Origin of the sequence: Bacillus sp. AR13-1 (genome assembly GCF_008042285.1) — a bacterium.
Classification (GTDB): domain Bacteria; phylum Bacillota; class Bacilli; order Bacillales; family Bacillaceae_G; genus Bacillus_A; species Bacillus_A mycoides.
The window spans coordinates 1-19,484 of record NZ_QNUA01000006.1; the positions used below are offsets into that span (position 1 = coordinate 1).

21 protein-coding genes and 1 pseudogene are annotated in these 19,484 nt (G+C 36.5%); 18 read left to right on the forward strand and 4 right to left on the reverse strand.

Annotation, left to right across the window (positions count from 1 at the left end):
• The first annotated feature begins 161 nt into the window (after window positions 1-161).
• On the forward strand, window positions 162-1,115 hold the full coding sequence (locus DN408_RS02640) for a TRM11 family SAM-dependent methyltransferase (RefSeq protein WP_002169062.1): 954 nt from the start codon (window positions 162-164) through the stop codon (window positions 1,113-1,115).
• A gap of 201 nt (window positions 1,116-1,316) precedes the next feature.
• Here DN408_RS02640 and DN408_RS02645 read toward each other — a convergent pair whose 3' ends face one another.
• Together DN408_RS02645 and DN408_RS02650 are read right to left on the reverse strand one after the other, a co-directional pair.
• Complete coding sequence (locus tag DN408_RS02645) at window positions 1,317-1,817, reverse strand: DinB family protein (protein WP_001273686.1); 501 nt, start codon at window positions 1,815-1,817, stop codon at window positions 1,317-1,319.
• A 426-nt stretch (window positions 1,818-2,243) separates the two neighbouring features.
• A complete protein-coding gene (locus DN408_RS02650; RefSeq protein ID WP_078178425.1) occupies window positions 2,244-2,459 on the reverse strand; it encodes a YflJ family protein in 216 nt (71 codons plus the stop codon).
• A 240-nt stretch (window positions 2,460-2,699) separates the two neighbouring features.
• On the opposite strand from DN408_RS02650, the gene DN408_RS02655 reads away from it, so the two are divergent.
• The 7 genes and pseudogenes from DN408_RS02655 to DN408_RS02685 all read left to right on the forward strand — a co-directional run bounded on the left by DN408_RS02655 (window position 2,700) and on the right by DN408_RS02685 (window position 9,529).
• Window positions 2,700-3,053 carry a DUF3870 domain-containing protein gene (locus DN408_RS02655; protein WP_001225455.1) on the forward strand — a complete coding sequence of 118 codons (354 nt, stop codon included), beginning with the start codon at window positions 2,700-2,702 and terminating at the stop codon, window positions 3,051-3,053.
• A 530-nt stretch (window positions 3,054-3,583) separates the two neighbouring features.
• Complete coding sequence (gene glaH / locus DN408_RS02660; protein WP_078178423.1) at window positions 3,584-4,522, forward strand: glutarate dioxygenase GlaH; 939 nt, start codon at window positions 3,584-3,586, stop codon at window positions 4,520-4,522.
• A gap of 58 nt (window positions 4,523-4,580) precedes the next feature.
• Entirely contained in the window at window positions 4,581-5,783 is a 1,203-nt protein-coding gene (lhgO, locus tag DN408_RS02665; RefSeq protein WP_078178422.1) for an L-2-hydroxyglutarate oxidase, read from the forward strand.
• 250 nt (window positions 5,784-6,033) lie between these two features.
• A complete protein-coding gene (locus tag DN408_RS02670) occupies window positions 6,034-6,495 on the forward strand; it encodes a VOC family protein (protein WP_002010888.1) in 462 nt (153 codons plus the stop codon).
• Window positions 6,496-6,820: 325 nt separating this feature from the next.
• A complete protein-coding gene (locus DN408_RS02675) occupies window positions 6,821-7,873 on the forward strand; it encodes a proline racemase family protein (protein ID WP_078178432.1) in 1,053 nt (350 codons plus the stop codon).
• Window positions 7,874-7,892: 19 nt separating this feature from the next.
• Window positions 7,893-8,870, forward strand: a complete 978-nt coding sequence (locus DN408_RS02680; RefSeq protein WP_078178421.1) for an ornithine cyclodeaminase family protein — start codon at window positions 7,893-7,895, stop codon at window positions 8,868-8,870.
• Window positions 8,871-9,016: 146 nt separating this feature from the next.
• A pseudogene (locus DN408_RS02685) lies at window positions 9,017-9,529 on the forward strand (protein kinase).
• A 108-nt stretch (window positions 9,530-9,637) separates the two neighbouring features.
• Here DN408_RS02685 and DN408_RS02690 read toward each other — a convergent pair.
• Window positions 9,638-9,976 carry a hypothetical protein gene (locus DN408_RS02690; protein WP_078178420.1) on the reverse strand — a complete coding sequence of 113 codons (339 nt, stop codon included), beginning with the start codon at window positions 9,974-9,976 and terminating at the stop codon, window positions 9,638-9,640.
• Window positions 9,977-10,295: 319 nt separating this feature from the next.
• Here DN408_RS02690 and DN408_RS02695 point away from each other — a divergent pair, with 319 nt between their 5' ends.
• From DN408_RS02695 to DN408_RS02720, 6 genes are all read left to right on the forward strand, one after another.
• Window positions 10,296-11,885 (forward strand): ABC transporter substrate-binding protein, encoded by a 1,590-nt coding sequence (locus DN408_RS02695; RefSeq protein ID WP_002169053.1) that lies wholly within the window; start codon window positions 10,296-10,298, stop codon window positions 11,883-11,885.
• Between the two features lie 147 nt (window positions 11,886-12,032).
• Complete coding sequence (locus DN408_RS02700; RefSeq protein WP_147739950.1) at window positions 12,033-12,983, forward strand: ABC transporter permease; 951 nt, start codon at window positions 12,033-12,035, stop codon at window positions 12,981-12,983.
• A gap of 6 nt (window positions 12,984-12,989) precedes the next feature.
• Window positions 12,990-13,841 (forward strand): ABC transporter permease, encoded by an 852-nt coding sequence (locus DN408_RS02705; RefSeq protein ID WP_002035185.1) that lies wholly within the window; start codon window positions 12,990-12,992, stop codon window positions 13,839-13,841.
• Window positions 13,842-13,868: 27 nt separating this feature from the next.
• Window positions 13,869-14,861: an ABC transporter ATP-binding protein gene (locus DN408_RS02710; RefSeq protein ID WP_002169052.1), complete on the forward strand. Its 993-nt coding sequence runs from the start codon at window positions 13,869-13,871 to the stop codon at window positions 14,859-14,861.
• On the forward strand, window positions 14,854-15,825 hold the full coding sequence (locus tag DN408_RS02715) for an ABC transporter ATP-binding protein (RefSeq protein WP_078178418.1): 972 nt from the start codon (window positions 14,854-14,856) through the stop codon (window positions 15,823-15,825). Before DN408_RS02710 ends, DN408_RS02715 begins: the two co-directional genes overlap by 8 nt.
• A gap of 202 nt (window positions 15,826-16,027) precedes the next feature.
• A complete protein-coding gene (locus DN408_RS02720) occupies window positions 16,028-16,408 on the forward strand; it encodes a BA_1872 family lipoprotein (protein ID WP_002114740.1) in 381 nt (126 codons plus the stop codon).
• A gap of 182 nt (window positions 16,409-16,590) precedes the next feature.
• Here the strand turns inward: DN408_RS02720 and DN408_RS02725 are convergent, their stop codons facing one another.
• A complete protein-coding gene (locus tag DN408_RS02725; RefSeq protein WP_016119686.1) occupies window positions 16,591-17,385 on the reverse strand; it encodes a hypothetical protein in 795 nt (264 codons plus the stop codon).
• A 301-nt stretch (window positions 17,386-17,686) separates the two neighbouring features.
• On the opposite strand from DN408_RS02725, the gene DN408_RS02730 reads away from it, so the two are divergent.
• From DN408_RS02730 to DN408_RS02745, 4 genes are all read left to right on the forward strand, one after another.
• On the forward strand, window positions 17,687-18,316 hold the full coding sequence (locus DN408_RS02730; protein ID WP_002069205.1) for a hypothetical protein: 630 nt from the start codon (window positions 17,687-17,689) through the stop codon (window positions 18,314-18,316).
• A gap of 123 nt (window positions 18,317-18,439) precedes the next feature.
• The gene (locus DN408_RS02735) at window positions 18,440-18,613 is read left to right on the forward strand and encodes an ornithine cyclodeaminase (RefSeq protein WP_255449034.1); all 174 of its coding nucleotides are present in this window, start codon (window positions 18,440-18,442) and stop codon (window positions 18,611-18,613) included.
• Window positions 18,614-18,741: 128 nt separating this feature from the next.
• A complete protein-coding gene (locus DN408_RS02740; RefSeq protein WP_002125598.1) occupies window positions 18,742-19,038 on the forward strand; it encodes a WXG100 family type VII secretion target in 297 nt (98 codons plus the stop codon).
• A 158-nt stretch (window positions 19,039-19,196) separates the two neighbouring features.
• Entirely contained in the window at window positions 19,197-19,472 is a 276-nt protein-coding gene (locus tag DN408_RS02745) for a TIGR04197 family type VII secretion effector (RefSeq protein ID WP_016119687.1), read from the forward strand.
• Window positions 19,473-19,484: the final 12 nt, after the last annotated feature.

Sequence of the window (19,484 nt, forward strand, 5' to 3'; positions counted from 1 at the left end):
CTTGACAGGGGTCACTGCAATAGGCAGTCTCTTTTTATTTATAAAACAAATTATAAAGGTTTCTCTTTATTTCGGGCATGTGATATCATTTAATTTTACGTGAAAAAGTATTCGAGTAATTGTAATCATAACAATTTTAAACGATAAAGGATGATAATAGATTGAGTAATCATAGTAAAACACCTGCATGTATATATACGTATGCATTTCGCGAAGAGGAGCGTGCTTTATGTTACTTGGAAATGCGCTCGTTCTTTGGGATGGAGTCTCACGTTAATATTTTAAAAAGTGAAGTCAAGATTGCTCCGAGTAGAAGTCCGTTTATTAAAGAGCGCGTCGAGGTTATGTATGAAGGGGACGACTTAGAAAGCATTTTAGAACAAGTGGAACAAATTGATTTAGCGGGAGCGACATTCAAAGTTATCTTCGTTAAAATCAATGATCTTGGTAAAGAAAATAAAATTGAATATGGAGAAAGACGCCTTATTGAACGAGACCTCGGTATGCATATTGAAGGAGAAGCGGATGTTCGTAATCCAGAGCGTGTATTCGGGATTGTTCCTCTTGGAGGACGCTGGTACTTCGGACACTATGTAGAAAGTGATCCAGTTTGGTATCATCACATAAAAAAACCGCATAGCTATTCGACATCATTGAGCACACGTGTTGCTAGAGCTGTCGCAAATATCGCTGTACCAAACCCAGAGGGAGTACGAGCTATTGACCCGTGCTGCGGTATTGGAACAGTAGTAGTAGAAGCACTTTCTATGGGGATTAACATCGTTGGTAGAGATATAAATCCACTTGTGGTGCTTGGAACGAGAAAAAACATCGCACATTTCGGGTTTGAAGGAACAGTAACAAAAGGTCCAATCGAGGAAATTACTGAGAACTACGACGTTGCAATTATCGATATGCCCTACGACTTATTTACGCATGCAACACCAGAAGACCAGTTCTCCATTCTTTCAAGTGCACGCCGCATTGCAAAAAGGGTAGTCGTTGTCACGATGGAAACAATGGACGACATGATCCATGAAGCAGGATTTGAAATTACAGACCGCTGTATCACAAGAAAAGGATCATTTTCTAGACAAATTCTTGTTTGTGAATAGGAAAGGTCACCCGTTTATTAAATTAATAAATTACAGGATAGTTAGTCCATTATGAGGCTGATTATCCTTTTTTATTTAACAACAAATACAAAAACTCCATTTTGAATAAAGATTGATCAAAATGGAGTTACCCTTTTTAGCTAAGTATGAGATTTTTATAAAAAAGTTTGATTATTTTACTGAGCCTTAATGAATAACATTTCAAGAATACCAATAAAAAGCATAATCAGTCATAACTGAAGAATCACCCAACTGATGTAACATAGCTGAAATATTCCCTCTATGATAGGTTCCATGATTCACAACGTGTAAGACCATTTCAGATATACTTGTTTCTCTTAATCCTGCCCATGGATTATCCAACATTATTCTCTTTTCCATATCTTCCTGTCTGTTCAAAAAGGTTTTAAACCGGGATGTTAAAGTATGAAATTCCGTTTCTAAGTCTTCAATGGGCAGTTTCTCAATCTTTTCTTGAATTTGAAATGAAGATTGCATTGCTTCATTCATACTCTGACCCTCAAGGGTATGAAGCCATCCATATTCCACCAAATAGAGATGAGATAAAACCTTTGAAACAGAAGAAAAGACACTTTTCATTTCCTTTTGATATTTCTCAGGAGAAAGTGTCTTAAGATGATCAATAATCCGTTGATTTGCCCATACATGATAGTTATATAGATTTTCTACATGATTTGCCATACAATCGCCTCCTTATCATCACGTTTTTTAATGTTCTTTATCAGAATGAATTATTCCTTTAAATATCATTACTTATTTGATGAGATCTTCAACTAAATGGCCCAATTGTTGAACAAAGGTCAAAGCAATCTTCAACTAACCTGCCCCGTTAGTTGAAGTACATTTCTTCACAATGTTTATCGTTAGATTAACATAAATATCCAACAAGAAAACATCAAACCTCTAAGAAATCTATAGAGGTTTGATGTTTTTAATCAATCTTTTTTCATTTTGTGGTGATTCTGAATTCTTAAGTTGATGGGTATGCCTGTTTGGTTGACCTTTTTTTAGTTTGTATCAATGTGTGATTAGTTGGTAGTTTAGATGGGAGATTTGACGGGATTTGTTGAATAGACGATATATCTCGAGAGTTGTTTTGTTAGTGAATTACTCTTCTTTCGTTGTCTCTTGTTGTGCGATTAATAAATTGCGTAATACGTGTGCGCGGTAACTTTCTAGTTTTCGTCCTTCATGATAGCGAACACCTAATTTTTTTAGCTCAGCTACGTACCATCCTTTCGTTCCGTAATACATGAGACCACTTCCTTCTTTCTTTTGAACAGTATATGTGCCTGGGTGAGAGAATTTTCTTTTTTTATTCATGAAATTTGCGGAGTTTAATATTGAATATTCAGTTTATTTTTATTATGATTAACTTATTATCGGATGACAGTGATTAGCCTCGCTGTAAGCCCAGATTTATGTTTGAAAATGAAGAGAGTAACTTCTTTCCACTTGAGCTTCTTTAGCAGAAGTACGAGCTATAAGGATAAGGGTAGTAAAATTCAATGCAAATGTGTACATTGTTTTTCTGGCTCTTAACATAGTAACGGAGGATGAAATATGCGTAAAGGGACTTTTTTTATGGCAGGACATTCGAGACTTCCGAAAGGTATGGCTGTTCGCAGTATGTATGAAACATTAACAATTACAATTGAGGCAGATCATAAATATCATGTCATTATTGAAGCGTCATGTACGCTTGCGACAGAGCATGGTAGAGACTTCGTCGCTCAAATGTTGAGAGGACATAGTTTGCAAGATGGTATTGAAGAAATCGTTCAAGATATTACGGATCATTATCAAGGAAAAGCGCAAAATGCGATCGTCAGTGCGGTAAAAGATTTACATCGCCAATATGTAAGTTATTTAAATGATGAACAGCCCAGAGGAGAGTACGAGGAAACAACACCATAAAAACTATCTAGTTTACAACCATAAACGAGAGCCAGTTGTATTTCTTTTAAAGAGATACGACTGGCTTATTTTATTGAGGAGGCAAGGAATATGAAAAAGTTAAATGAAGTTCAAGTTGTAAAACAAGAGATGAAAAAAAAGAGGGTGTGTAGAAAGTAAGGGGATTTTTAAAACGTATAAAGTATGTAGAGAAAATAATAAAAAACGAATTGACAGTTAGAATATTTTGAATTATTATTTAATTAATAAGATCCATACGAGAAATTAGCCTTCTCTATATTCGATCTTGCTTTCCTGTTTTACAAATATTTTCATACAAACTGTCTATTATTATTGTACTTTAAGAGATTAAAGAACACTCGTAATTATGAGCCAGTTGTACGTTTCTACGATTTTATGTCGTGGTATGCGTATAACTGGCTTTTTCGTTGTTAGGACAGTAAGACCGAATCTCAGCATAAGAAGATAAGGATAACTGTCTGTAAAAAGCGTCAATAAGTTCTTCATATTTAAATTAGGGAGGAATTGAAATGTCGATTATTACAGAACAAAATGCAAAGATGAAATTTGCAAAGAAATATGAGGGGTATGAAATTGTTCCTCATCCAGAGCATAAACGTTTATATCATATTACGCTAAAACAGCAATTGCTTAAGCAGTTTTTTGAAGAGGTAAAAGAGCATTCAGAGCAGTCACTGCAATACATTCCCTATTCTCGATTTAATCTTGCGGATGGAATGAGAAAGATTTTTGGGCAATCATTTATGGATAACATTCGCGGCATTGTTCATGACCGTGAAACGGGCGGATTTACAATTGGGGTGCAAGGTGAAACGGCAGATCCAGCAGACTACGTGAAATTTGCAACCGCATTAACACATTTAATCGGGGAGCCAAACTTTGATGCAATGACAGGAACGTATTATGCTAGGTTTAATGTGAAAGATACGGATAGTAGTGATTCTTACCTTCGTCAAGCGTACCGATTGTTTACACTGCATACAGACGGTACATTCGTTGATGAGCCGACAGATTGGCTTCTTATGATGAAAATTGAAGAGCAAAATGCAGTAGGCGGAGAATCTCGTTTACTACATTTAGACGATTGGGAAGACCTTCAGAAATTTAGAAATCATTCGCTCGCATCTGTTAAGGTTACGTATAAAGCACCACCAAGTAAAAATGCGCAAGAAATCGTCTATCGTGAAACATTTTTTGATGTGAATAACGCACCATGTATTTGTTTTATTGATCAGTTTGCCTATCCAGATAATATTGAACAAGCAAACTATTTGAAAGACTTATCGTATTCTGTTGAAAACTCACCAGCAACACATGCATTGAAATTACCAATTGGTGACTTAGTTCTTTTAAACAACTTATTTTGGATGCACGGAAGAGCTGCATTTGAAAAAAATAAAGATTTATATAGAGAACTAATGCGTCAACGTGGTTGTTTTTCTAAATAAGTTTGTACGGCGGGTCTTAAAAAGGGCCTGCCTTTCATCATATTAAGGGGGAAGTAGGATGTATGACTTTATAATTATTGGCGGAGGAATTGTTGGGCTTTCAACGGGAATGGCTTTAACGAAAAAATTCCCTCGTGCGAAAATCGCGATCATTGAAAAAGAAAAGGAACTTGCACATCATCAAACTGGACATAATAGCGGAGTAATTCACTCTGGAATTTATTATAAACCAGGGAGTTATAAAGCGAAGTTTGCCAAAGAAGGAAACGCAGCTATGGTTCAATTTTGTAAAGAAAATGACATCGCTTATGACATGTGCGGAAAAGTAATTGTCGCTACAGAAAAGGACGAACTTCCTCTTTTACATAACTTATATGAGAGAGGCTTACAAAACGATTTACATATTGAAAAGATAGGTAAGGAAGAATTAGCTGAAATTGAACCTCATGTAAAAGGACTTGGGGCAATCCGTGTTCCTTCTTGCGGAATTGCTGATTATAAAGGCGTAAGTTATGCATTTGCCCGTTTGATCCAAGAAAGCGGGGGAGAAGTACATTTAGGAACAGCGGCGGAGCGTATTACTGAGAAGAAAGACGCTGTAACAATTGAGACGAATCAAGGGATATTTAAAACGAAATTTCTCATTAACTGCGCCGGCTTACATAGTGATCGCATTGCGAAAAAGACAGGGATATTAACGGATATGAAAATCGTTCCGTTTCGTGGTGAATATTACGAACTTGTCCCAGAAAAACGCCATCTTGTAAAGCATTTAATTTATCCAGTTCCAAATCCAGAATTCCCATTTTTAGGCGTTCATTTCACAAGAATGATAAACGGAGACGTACATGCAGGACCAAACGCCGTATTAAGCTTCAAACGCGAAGGCTATACGAAAACAGACTTCAACATAAAAGACTTCATGGAAACAATGACATACACAGGATTTTGGAAAATGGCGATGCCAAATATGAAAGAAGGCATAAAAGAAATGGTGCGCTCATTTAGTAAACAATCATTCCTAAAAAGCTTACAGCGCTTAATACCAGAGCTTACAGAGAAAGATATCGTGCCAACCCATGCAGGAGTAAGGGCACAAGCCATTTTATCAAACGGAAATATGGTTGATGACTTCTGCATTATCCCTGGTGTAAATTCCCTGCATATTTGCAACGCACCGTCTCCGGCTGCAACGGCTAGTATAAAGATTGGTGAGGAGATTGCTAAGCAAGTGCCGGATGTGGTGGCGGTTAGGGTTTGATGGGTAATGGGTCCCCTGAGTGATTTGAGTCATAAATCCGCCTCACTTTGAACGATAATATTACCGTAAATCATGAATTTGAAGAACCCCTTCTTATAAAGTAAAACTTTAATCAGTGATGGTTTTTCTTCAGCGTTAGGGCTACGAAATTGAAAAATATTTAAAGAAAATACGATATCACTTCTATTTCTAGTTTATTAAAGTAGGCTTTATAGTAAGGATTTCTAAAAATATAAAGGAGGGATATGCTTTGTTTCCAGGTACTTTATATGAAACACATGTTAAAACAAAAAATTTAGAAGTGGCAAAAGAGTTTTATACTAAACTGGGATTATTTCATGCTCGCACTATTGAAGAACGCCGTGTAGCTTTCTTTTGGTTTGATAAAGAAAATAAGAAGGAACAAATGCTGGGCATTTGGGAAGTATCGGAAGAAGCATTCCATACAAGTCACTTCGCATTCAAGGTTAACTATGAAGAAATCATTCATGCAAGAGAATGGCTTCTTAATAAAGGAATAAACCCAAGGGCTGCTTTCGGTCTTGAACCTTCCGAGCCTATGGTTCAAACTTGGACACCTAGTGCAAATCTTTATTTTTACGATCCTGACGGCAATTCTTTAGAATTTCTATGTTTACTTCCTGAAAAGAAAAAAGTAAAACAAGATGTCATGTATTTGAGTGAGTGGGAAAGCTTGGGGAGTGAAGAATAAAGTCGATTTTAAACTCGAATTTCGCAAAGCTATTTTAAAGGGAACCATAACCTTATCTAAGTGGCAAAGTTATGGTTTAAATCACCCCCTGAGTTTTCGGGGGATCTTTTTGTTTTGGGGCTAATAATCACCTACTGTATAAAAAAATAGACAGTAGTGTGTATTTTTCAAAAAATGTATACAGATTTATCCCGCTATTTGTGGGCAGTAAGACCCCCACCTCAAAATTCAACGAAAGCAAAGGATTTAGGTGTGGGCTAATAATCAGTGGGGGATGAAGACCCTCCGACTGATTAAAGTTTCACTTTATACTCTATGCGTTGGCATGATACTTGCAATGAAAATAGTATTAACATATAGGGGAGAGATAGAAATGAAGGTTAGTAAAATATACACAACAATTGATGCTCACGTAGCTGGGGAACCACTTCGAATCATTACGGGCGGGGTAGCAGAAATAAAAGGAGAAACGCAATTAGAAAGACGCGCATACTGCATGGAACATTTGGATCATCTTCGTGAGGTTCTTATGTATGAACCGAGAGGACATCACGGAATGTACGGTTGTATCATTACTCCGCCCGCAAGTCCTCATGCTGATTTTGGCGTATTATTTATGCACAATGAAGGCTGGAGTACGATGTGTGGTCACGGAATTATCGCTGTTATTACAGTTGGAATTGAAACAGGTATGTTTGAAGTGACAGGTGAAAAACAAAAATTTATTATTGATAGCCCTGCTGGGGAAGTCATTGCGTACGCAAAATTTAACGGGAGCGAAGTAGAGTCAGTATCATTTGAAAACGTTCCTTCGTTCGTATACAAAAAAGACGTTCCTATCAAAATAGATGACTATGAATTTCAAGTAGATATCGCGTTTGGCGGAGCATTCTACGCTGTAGTGGATAGTAAAGAGTTTGGTTTGAAAGTCGATTTTAAAGATTTAGCTGCAATTCAAACGTGGGGCGGTAAAATTAAACACTACATTGAAAGTCAAATGGAAGTAAAACATCCACTTGAAGAAGATTTAAAAGGAATATACGGAGTTATTTTCTCAGATGAACCGAAAGGAAAAGACGCTACTTTAAGAAATGTAACGATCTTTGCTGATGGGCAAGTAGACCGTTCCCCTTGCGGTACAGGAACATCCGCAAGAATCGCAACTCTTTTTGAAAAAGATGCCTTACAAAAAAGAGAGATGTTCATCCACGAATGCATTACTGACGGCCAATTTGAGGGAGAAGTATTGTCGGTAACAGCGGTAGATACATATGAAGCTGTCGTTCCGAAAGTAACGGGGAATGCATTTATTACAGGATTTCATCAGTTCGTTGTAGATCCGAGGGATGATTTGAATCGGGGATTTTTGTTAGGATAAGAGGAGGAGGTGGAAAGATATGCTAGTCATAAGCGCGAACGAACAACGAAACTTAGTAAATATGAAGGAAGTCATTGAATACGCGGCGCTTGCTTTAAAAGAATTTTCAGCAGAAAGAACGATCACACCAATTCGTGGCTCATTACCATTTGCGAACGAGCAAAATACCGCATTAATTATGCCTTCAGTAGCGGAAGGACTCGAAGCACTCGGTTTAAAAGTAGTAACGGTAGCTCCGCATAATAAAAAGATAGGAAAGAAAACGATAAACGGGATCGTTATGCTATCAGACTTTCAAACGGGAGAACCACTCGCACTTTTAGAAGGATCGTACTTAACGATGATTCGAACAGGCGCCTTATCAGGAGTAGCGACAAAACATTTAGCTCGTCATAACGCAAAAACTTTATGCATCATCGGTACCGGTGAACAAGCGGAAGGAATTGCAGAAGCTGTATTCGCGGTTAGAGATATCGAAAAAGTAATTTTATACAACCGAACGGAAGAAAAAGCCTATGCATTCGCGCAATATATACAAGAGAAATTCAATAAACCGGCTTACGTCTACAGGGATCCAAATGAAGCAATAAGCGAAGCGGACATCATCGTCACAACAACGAATGCATCCACACCAGTCTTCTCAGAAAAACTACAAAAAGGCGTCCACATAAACGCCGTCGGTTCATTTAGACCGAGCATGCAAGAACTACCATCCCACGCCATCGCGAACGCAAACAAAGTAGTAGTCGAATCAAAAGAGGCAGCACTAGAAGAAACGGGTGACCTTCAAGTTCCTATAAAAGAAGGATTATTTGAAGCGAGCGACATCCACGCCGAACTTGGTCAGATTATAAGCGGGGAAAAAGCTGGTAGAGAGAACGATGAAGAGATTACTATTTTCAAATCAGTAGGTTTAGCAGTAGTAGATATAATTGTTGCGAAGTATTTGTATGAGAAAGCGGTGGAGAATGGAATGGGTACTATGATTCAGTTGTGAGGCTGCCTTTTGGTGGTCTTTTTGTTTATAATGCGCGTATGCATCTCAATTGTAATGTGTAGTGTTTGCAAAGAAATTATGTGATGTATTATATATTCTGTTAAAATTAAACAAAAATGCATATAAGAAATTGCAGGTGAGAAACCTTGGATTTAGTTCGAAAATTAACTCGTATTTATGGCTTAGGGCTTTGCTGTGGGTTGTGGAGTAAAGCTGAAGTAATTCAATGGTGTGATAAATTGATTGAAGCAAGTGACAGCCCGCCATATGAAATAATTGAGATATCCTTAATGTCTAAAGCAAAGATAGATGATATTGAAGGGAAGTTATTTGAGTTTAGTAGCACAGTTGATGAAGAATACACTGTTAAGTTAACTCTTTCCGTCATTCATGAAAAACTAAAAAAACATGAACTGACGATTGAAGAATCAATTAAATGCACCACTAGACTTTTAGTCAACAGGGGGGTGCATTGGGAGGCGGAATACTTTGAATTGTATAGTCTAGACGATAGCTATGACTTAGCTAAAGATGGTGTTCATTTTGATTAAAGTCAAGTTATTCATACATATATTGAAATGTTAAGTATTTATAGTAAGTATTTTAGTGGGTTTGAAAAACTGTATTTTAAAGTAATGGGAAATGAATGGAGATTTTAATGTATATCAGTATTTGATTAGCTTTGTTTGTCCCTTATTTTCCAATTGGAGAATAAGGGACAAAGTTTTATGAAGGAGTAAATTTAGATATCAAGTATGCAGATTTTTTTACCATTCCCGCCATTCTTCTGTTATATCTTCTTCGGATTCTAAGCCAGCTATTCGTGCTGCTGTATCGATAAATTCATAGAGATCTTCTCTTTCCATTGTTTCGATAAAATAGTCATGTTCGTCATTTAATTCATTTATATTAACAACTACTTCTTTAACGACTTGCATTATTTTGACTTCGGTTGGATTCTCTCCCAATAGCTCTAAATTGTTAATGTAAGTGTCGAGAACTTTATTTGTTGCACTTATATTTTCTTCAGTGAAAAATTCCCCATCTTCATCATGCTCGACCCATGGGGTTGTTGGTTTGTTTTTTTTCAATTCATCAAACGTCATGATAACCTCCTAAAAATGTTTTTTTATCTTTAATCCCATTCTACATTTTCAATTATATATAACAACCATTTCAGAGAAACTTTCTGTAGGTTGCTAGTTTTTCAACGCATTTTACGAGGCCATCTATTCGAGGTCTTTTTATTTTCTCCCCCGCATAAATATATTTTATCGCAAGAATTCATTAATAGATTTCAAACTGTCTATCTTTGCGAAAAAGTTTGACAATACATACGGGTAGTGGTAATTTAAAACCTATAAGAAAACTCGGTATTAATTCCGAGTTTTCTTATAGGTGTAAATAGTCGAGAGGGGTCGAAATATGAAGAAGAAGTTGTTTGCATTACCATTTGTCCTACTATTACTTATTGCATTAGCGGCTTGCTCAGGGGAGAAAGATTCTTCGAAGCAAGCAGGAACTAGTAAATCAGGGACTCCGAAAGATGGAGGAACGTTAACAGTTGGTGTTAGTGATAATCCAGATACGATGAACCCGCTTTATGCGAATGATCGAGTGTCATTAACGATACAGCAAGCTTTATATGCACCGCTGTATCATATGGAAGACGGTAAGAAAAAGTTTGTTCTTGCTGAGAGCTTTACGCCTTCAGAGGATCAATTAACATGGACTTTAAAACTAAAAGATAATTTGAAATGGCATGATGGTAAGAAAATTACATCAGATGATATTGTATTTACATTCAAATCTATTCTAGATGAGAAGCAAAATAGTTCAAGCCGTGAAAACTTTATTTTTAAAGGAAAGCCGCTTGAGGTGAAAAAAGTGGATGAGCTAACGACTCAATTTGTATTACCACAAGTAAGTGCATCTTTCGAAGGGGTTATGAACGATTTCTTCCCAATTCCGAAACATGTATTTGAAGGTGAAGCAGATTTAGTGAAGAGTAAGAAAAACCTACAACCTGTAGGATCAGGTCCATTTAAGTTAAAAGAGTTTAAATCAGATGAATATGTTGCGTTAGAGCGATTCGATGATTATTTTGCTGGTAAAGCGAAATTAGATTCTGTCGTGTACCGCGTTGTAAAAGACCGTAATACAGCAAACGTTTCATTGCAAAATGGTCAAATTAATATGAAGATGATCGAACCGCAAGACTTTAAGAAATTAGATAGCACTGGGAACTTCTCAATGGTCACATTCCCTGAAGGTAGATTATTCTACTTAGCTTATAACTTTAATACAGATCTTATGAAGAAAAAAGAAGTGCGCCAAGCAATTGCGCATGCATTAGATAAGAAAGAAATGATTAACTCAGCGTTCGTTTCTAGTCAATTTGCAGAACCGGCAAATTCAATCTTAACGCCAGACGCTATGTATTATGCGAAAGATATTAAAGAGTATAAGTATGATCAAAAAGAAGCGAAAGATTTATTAGCAAAAGCTGGTGTGAAAGATAAAGAAAAAATCCGCGTTATGTATGTAACGAATAATAAAATCATGGAAAGTCTAGCACTTTATACACAGCAAAAATTACAAGAAGTTGGCTTACAAGTTGAACTGAATGCATTAGATGCTAGTGCAGCAAGTGAAAAAGGCTTAGATAAAGAGAATAAAGAATATGACATTACATTCGGTGGTTACATAATGGGACCAGAGCCTGATTCATATAAGAGCTTATTCTTAAGTAATGCAGAATACAATTATGCACGTTATAAAAATGCTGATTTCGATAAATTATGGGAAGAAGCTGCAGTTGAAACAGATAAAACGAAACGCGCAGAACTATACCATAAAATTCAAGAGACAGCGAGAGAAGACTTACCTTATCTACCAATCGCATATCCGAAAGCAGTTATTGCAGTAGATAAAAAGTTTGATGGATTAAAAGAAGCAAAAGCAATTCCTGTCACAATGTTTGAAGATCTATCGAAAATCTATGAAGTGAAATAAGAAACAGTAAAGAAGCTGGTGGAAATCAGCTTCTTTATCCCGCTTTAATGGGCAGTAAGACTCCCACCTCAAAACTTGGCGAATGCGAGGAAGTTAGGCGGGAGTAGGGCTGATTAAAGTTTCACTTTATCTTGAGGGGGGAAGTTTGTGTATAAAGTAATTGCAAAGAGGCTTTTAAATGCAATTCCGCTTTTATTTGTTATTTCTATTATTTCTTTTCTATTAATAAAACTAGCGCCGGGCGATCCCGTTCGAAACTTTGTAACGCCGAATATGAGTCCAATTGATGTCGAGCGTATTCGCAAAAGTTTAGGACTAGATCAGCCGATTTACGTGCAATATTTTTTATGGTTAAAAAACATTTTAACAGGGAATTTTGGATACTCACTTCAAAACCATCGTCCTGTTTTAGAACTTATTACAGAAAGATTACCCGCAACAATCGGGTTAATGGGATCATCTTTACTCGTCTCATTTGTAATCGCAATACCGCTTGGATTATTTACAGGTGTGAAAAAGAACTCGTTCTTTGACCGCATTGTGAACTTCATCTCCTATGTGGGAATCTCAATGCCAGTCTTTTGGTTCGCGTTACTATTAATCTACTTATTCTCTTTAAAGTTGAACATGCTTCCGAGTATGGGTATGCGCACAGTCGGTCAAGATTCCTTCTGGGATATTGTTCAGCACGGCATTTTACCTTGCATGGTGCTAGCGTTCCAAAACATCTCTGTTTATATGAGATATATTCGCTCAAGTACCATCCAGCAATTAGAGGAAGATTACGTACAAATTCAATATGCGTACGGTGCTTCACAGAAAACAGTTTTATTTAATCACGTACTTCGAAACGTATTAATACCGATCATTACAATTTTCGGATTATCTATTCCGAGTTTAGTAGGCGGAGCTTTTATTACGGAAACAGTATTCTCATGGCCGGGACTTGGTTCACTCGGGGTAAATGCTATTTTTATATTTGATTATCCAATTATTATGGCAATCACATTATTATCATCGTTCATGTTAATTCTCGGTAATTTAATTGCTGATATTTTATATGGCGTAGTAGATCCACGCATTCGAATGAGGGGGTGATTTGGAATGAACAATAGGAGATTTCAAACGATAAAAAATAGTTTTACAAAAAATAAGTTTGTAGTAATGGGAGTTATTATACTGGGTGTTTTAACAATCGCGTCTCTTTTCGCATTCGTATCACCGTACGATCCTAGTAAAATGTCAATTCCAGATCGTTTACAAGAACCGAGTATGAGTCATCCGTTCGGCACAGATGATTACGGAAGGGATTACTTAACGAGAGCGTTATATGGCGGACGAGTTTCCCTTGCTGTTGGTTTTCTAGCGATGGTTGTTTCCATTACAATCGGGACCGCAGTAGGAACAATTAGCGGATATTTTGGCGGAAAGTTAGACAACTTCTTAATGCGAATTGTTGAAGTTCTTATGTCGATTCCATCGTTCTTTTTAATGCTGTTATTAAATGCGTATTTAAAACCAGGAATTACAACGCTTGTTCTTATTATCGGATTATTAACGTGGATGGATACCGCGCGTATCGTAAGGGCAGAAACGTTATCTGTAAAAGAGCGTGAGTACGTTTTATATGCAAAAGTATCTGGACAAAAATCATTGATGATTATTGTAAGACACATCATTCCAAACATTTTATCAACCATTATAATCGCAGCGACATTAACAATTGCGACATCGATTTTAATGGAATCATCACTTAGCTTCTTAGGATTAGGTATTAGAGAACCAGATTCTTCTTGGGGCAGCATGCTAAATAATGCGCAAGGATACATAGGTGAAGCTTGGTATTTAACACTCTTCCCAGGGTTCCTTATTTTATTAACAGTACTAAGTTTTAACGTAATCGGTGAAGCGTTGAAAAAAGCTTTCGCGCCAAAAGGGGCTCATCATGAGAACTAATGCTTTAAGTGAGGGGGAGTGAAAAGCGTGTCTGAAAAACTATTAGAAGTGAAAAACTTAAAGACTTCTTTTTTCATAGAAGACGGCGAAGTAGAAGCGGTTCGCGGCGTTTCATTTAGCTTGAAAAAGGGTGAAGTCGTTGGGATTGTTGGCGAATCGGGAAGCGGAAAGAGCGTTATGGCGAAATCCGTTATGGCCCTCGTTACGTCGCCGGGGAAAGTGAAAGAAGGAGAGATTCTTTTTCAAAATGAAAACGTGCTTTCTAAATCGGAGAAAGAATTGCGTTCTATTAGAGGAAATCAAATTTCACTCATATCTCAAGATCCAATGTCGGCATTAAACCCAGTTGTGAAAATTGGTAAGCAAATGACGGAAGTAATTATTCGGCATCAAAAAGTGAAAAAGAAAGAAGCACAAAATATCGCGGTCAACTTACTAAAACAAGTCGGTCTTTCTTCACCGGAAGAAAGGGTAAAACAATATCCGCATGAACTAAGCGGCGGTATGAAGCAGCGGGTTATGATCGCAATGGCAATGTCTTGTAACCCAGACCTTCTCATTGCGGATGAACCGACGACTGCGCTTGACGTAACGATACAAGCACAAATACTAGATTTAATGAAAAACTTAAAAAACGAAACGAATATGTCGTTACTTCTTATTACACATGATCTTGGAATTGTTGCGCAAAACTGTACACGCGTCATCGTTATGTACGGCGGACTTATTATGGAAGAAGGACATGTACTTGATATTTTCCAATCGCCGAACCATCCGTATACGAAAGGGCTATTAAACTCGCTGCCGAAAATATCGAATGGGGTAAAAGAGAGACTAGCGCCAATTCAAGGTGTAACACCAAACTTACTACATCCGCCAAAAGGTTGCCCATTCGCAGAGCGTTGCCCACATAAAATGGACATTTGTGAAAAAGAACGTCCACCATATTTTGAAATCGGAAACGGAAGACGCTCTATGTGCTGGTTAAACGATAGGGCGGTAGGTGATTCCCATGCATGAAGAAAACTTAATTGAAGTTCGGAACTTAAAAAAGTATTTTCCTATTAAAAAAGGACTATTCGGCAGAAAAACAGAGCAATTAAAAGCAGTCGATGACCTAAGCTTCACAATTAAAAGGGGTGAAACATTCGGACTAGTAGGGGAATCCGGCTGCGGGAAATCAACGACAGGAAGAAGTATCATTCGCTTACACGATGTAACTTCAGGTAACATTCTATTCGACGGAAAAGATATCGCAGATCTAAAAGAAAATGAACTAAAAGAATATAGAAAAAGAATGCAAATCATTTTCCAAGACCCATACGCATCATTAAACCCGACAATGAACGTATTCCAAATTATTAGCGAACCGATGAACATTCATGGCTCTTACACGGCGGAAGAAAGAAAAGAAATCATTCTAGACCTTCTCAAAAAAGTAGGACTAAAAGAAGAACACCTATATCGCTATCCGCACGAATTTAGCGGAGGACAAAGACAGCGCATCAGCATCGCGCGTGCACTATCTGTAAAACCAGACTTCATCCTATGTGACGAACCAATCTCAGCACTAGACGTCTCAGTCCAAGCACAAGTCGTAAACATGCTGCAAGATATTCAAGAAGAAACAGGCGTCACATACTTATTCATCGCCCATGACCTATCCATGGTAAGACACATATCAGACCGAATTGGAGTCATGTACTTAGGAAACATAGTAGAAATTGCCGACAGCGAAGACCTATACACAAAACCGGCACATCCATACACACAAGCACTACTCTCATCCATGCCAGAACCAGATCCAACAAACACAGGCAAAGAACGGATCATCCTAGAGGGAGAAGTACCAAGCCCACTCAACTCACCATCCGGCTGCAAATTCAGAACGCGCTGCAAATTCGCCACTGAAAAATGCGCGCAGGAAGTACCGAAGATGGTCGAGATTGCGAAGGGACATCAGGTGGCTTGTCATTTGTTTTAGGGGGGGAAAGCATCGGGGGGACCTGGTGCTTTTTTCTTTTGTGTGGGGGTGTGGGATTAGGATTAGTTGTAGACTAATGGTCAGCGACTGTCTATATTTGCATCTCCTATCATATACTTCTCTTTATTTTTCAACTATAATTTTAATGATGTGTTAGATTGTATATTTTGTCCTTAATATATTTAAAGGAAGGGGACTCTCTATGAAATTGCTTCGTTCATTTCTCATTTTCACTCTTGTTGTATTGTTAAGCGCATGTAATACAGCAACAAAAGTCACAAAGGTTCAAAAAAATGGCGAAACGACTTTAACAATTGGTTCTTTGCAGGGGTATTACGATTTACAAACGCTTAAAGCTGAAAAAGGAAATGTGGAAATTCCTTATGAGGCAGCAGTTGAAGAAGGTACGATTTTATTGCAAGTCACAAAAGACGATAAGGTCATTTATGAAGAAGAAGTCACTTCTCAAAAAGAAGGTTTGCTTTCTTTTGAAGCGCCTAAACCCGGATCGTATGATTTAATTGTACGCGTGAAGGGTGAAGAAGAGAAAGCGAAAGGAATTCAAATACATACGAAGCTATGAAAAAACGGCAAGCGGAGTATACTCGCTTGCCGTTTCCATTTCCAGTTGGTTATGGCATAACAAATGCTCATCAATTTTAAGAAGTAAACGCAAATTAATTCCAAAATATAAATTTTTTTTACTTTAGTCGATGTAATCTCTAATAAAAGATTCAATAAATTTCATAATATAAATATTTAATTCTAATCATTAAAAATCCTACTTTTTCTTACTTTAATTGTTTCTAAAATATAAAGAAGAATACCTAAACCAAATATTTTTTCAGCATTAGAAATATTATTACCTAATTTAATAATCGGTACATTTAAGCCAAATCTTTCACTCCATTCTAAAGGCATATATCCCCTCTTGCAGTTTATTAATATACGATCATCCATTGTATGAAAAGAAGTTTCGAAAAAATCAAATTCCACTTCTATCTCAGAAATTTTTATCTCTTTTTCATTCATCAAAGAACCACGTACCATTCCAAATCCTTGTATCATATTTTCTTTAAACATACCTACACAATTATAATTCGAATCATAAATAGCCCAATCATAATTTTCAACTTCACTATGAAAATATGCAAGAATTTCTCCATCACTTGCTTCCAATCCAACAACTTGTTTATTTTTTAAAGAAGATACTGTCATCATATCAGTTGAAATTAGCTTTGTTCCTGCTACATAAGCTCCATCAGGAGTATATAATCCGAAATGTTTATTACCTTCTGGTAATTCTAATAATACAAAAGTATTAGTATCCCAAAGTGTTATACTATTTTTAACAATATTTTTTTCTAATAACTTCCCTTTTCTTAATTGCAAAAAACCAATTCCTAAAAAAACAAACGAAACTATAACAATAAAAATAACCTGTCCCCAATTAATATGTCCCCACTTTTCATATACAGCACATAGTGCCAAAATAAAAACACCAATTCCAATAAAAAATTTAAATTTCCCTTTCTTTTTATAATACTCAAATAATTCCACACAAACACCTCTATCAGTTCGTCTTAATATTTCAATTATCCTTCAAATAGGGGTCACATTACCGAAAGTTAAAAATTGTACGCTAAGGGTGTAAAAACCTATTATAGCAGGTTTTATAGAGCATATAAGTCTATGTTGATGCTACCCCAATATAGACGTTATATTTACCTTTATAATAAAAGAGGACGTGGAGTAACTTGATTATTCTTAATCATTCGACAAGATGCAACAATTTAAGATGGTATTTTTTGCTATGATAAGTAAGGAATTTACATATCGTGTTATTGGGGGATAAAAAGAGATGTTGAAAAAATTTACTACATGTATTTTAGGTGGCGCTTTAGTATTCAATTTATCTGGTTGCGGCAATACATCCGACAAAACTTCTTCAGAATCTAAAGAAACCAATTCTAAACAAGAAGAAAAGAAAGTGCAAACAACTGATGAAGCGAAAACGAAAGAGAATACAAAGCAGAAAAATACAGAACAAACAAAAGAGAAATCAAAAATAAAAGAAAAAGAGTATGCTGTAAACAAGGATTTTCATACACCTAAATTTGATGTAACTGTAAAAAGAGTTGTAGAAAGAGATAAGGTTGGTAAAGAAAGTATAGGATTCCAAAAACCTGAAGATGGACATGTTTTTATTGTGGTAGAAGCAGAAGGGAAAAACATCACAAACGAACCGATGAAATTAGCCGTTTTACCATCAGTGGATTTAGTGGATGAAAATGATAATGCTTACCAAAGTGATGTGTGGGCAGCTAGTAGTTATGGGGTTGAAAAAGGCGAGACCTCTACTATTACTAAGGAATTAAAACCAGGGGAGGTAAGGAGAGAAAGTAAAGTTTACGTGATTAATAAAGAAAAATTTGATACAGGAAAATGGTATGTACTTGTTAACCATGAGTATAAGGAACAAATTAAGTAGTGTTTATTTATTAAGAGGAGATTGCTCCTCTTTTTTTGTTACAAGTTAACACAAAATTCCGTTTTGAGGACACTATTAAATTTTTAAGTTGATGGAGATAGGACGCTACCCCTAGACGAAGAGATTACTATTTTCAAATCAGTTGGTTTGGCTGTAGTAGATATTATCGTTGCGAATTATTTGTATGAGAAAGCGGTGGAGTGCGGGATAGGATTGAGTTTTGAGGGACTGCCTTTTGGTGTTCTTTTTTGCATAAAATCTTGTAAAGCAAGAAAAAGTAGAATATTTAATGATTAGAATTGATAATATTCTAATATTCAATAGAAAGATAAAACGTTTAAAAGTTCAAAATAATACATTATAATATTTTTAGTAAAATTAACCAAAATATATTTTACTTATTATGTATTAAAGGGGAAATGAAAATGGCTGGACAAATTCGTATGTCACCAGAGGAGCTTAAATCAAAAGCGACTCGATATGGACAAGGTGCAAATCAAATTGAGGATATTTTACGTCAATTACAAAACTTACAAAATGAATTAAGAGGAGAATGGGAAGGTCGTGCTTTCGAAGGTTTTGATCAACAGTTCAATGAATTAAAGCCAAAAGTACAAAGCTTTGCACAGCTATTGCAAGAAATTAATATGCAGCTGAATAAAACTGCAGAGGCTGTTGCTTCTCATGATGAAGAATTATCACGTAATTTCGGTTTGAAATAAAAATTTTCATACTCTATATAACAAGCATTTTAAATGAGCCATACAGCTTATAGTGTATGGCTCATTTGATTGCATGCCCAGCGAGTGATATTGATAGGGATATATATAATGAGATTTCTTTGATGCGTTTGGAAAACTTATAGAAAGGGTTTGAAAGAATGGGACAATTTCAAAGTAATTTACAAACAGCAACGCAAATTGCTACGAAAATGGGATCAGCCTCTGATAGGATTCAAAGTGCAACCAGTCGTTCTATAACAAAGGCGACGCGTACAACGTTGTCTGTTAACTTCAAATCACAAGAAGCGAATCAGCAAGTTTTAGACTTGACGAAACAATTTTCCGCTGCCTTTCAACAAGCGGTGGATAATATTCATTCAGTAGCCCAAGAGTTTGAGAGAATGGATAACGAACTTCACAACACTTTTCGCTAATGTGACAACCTA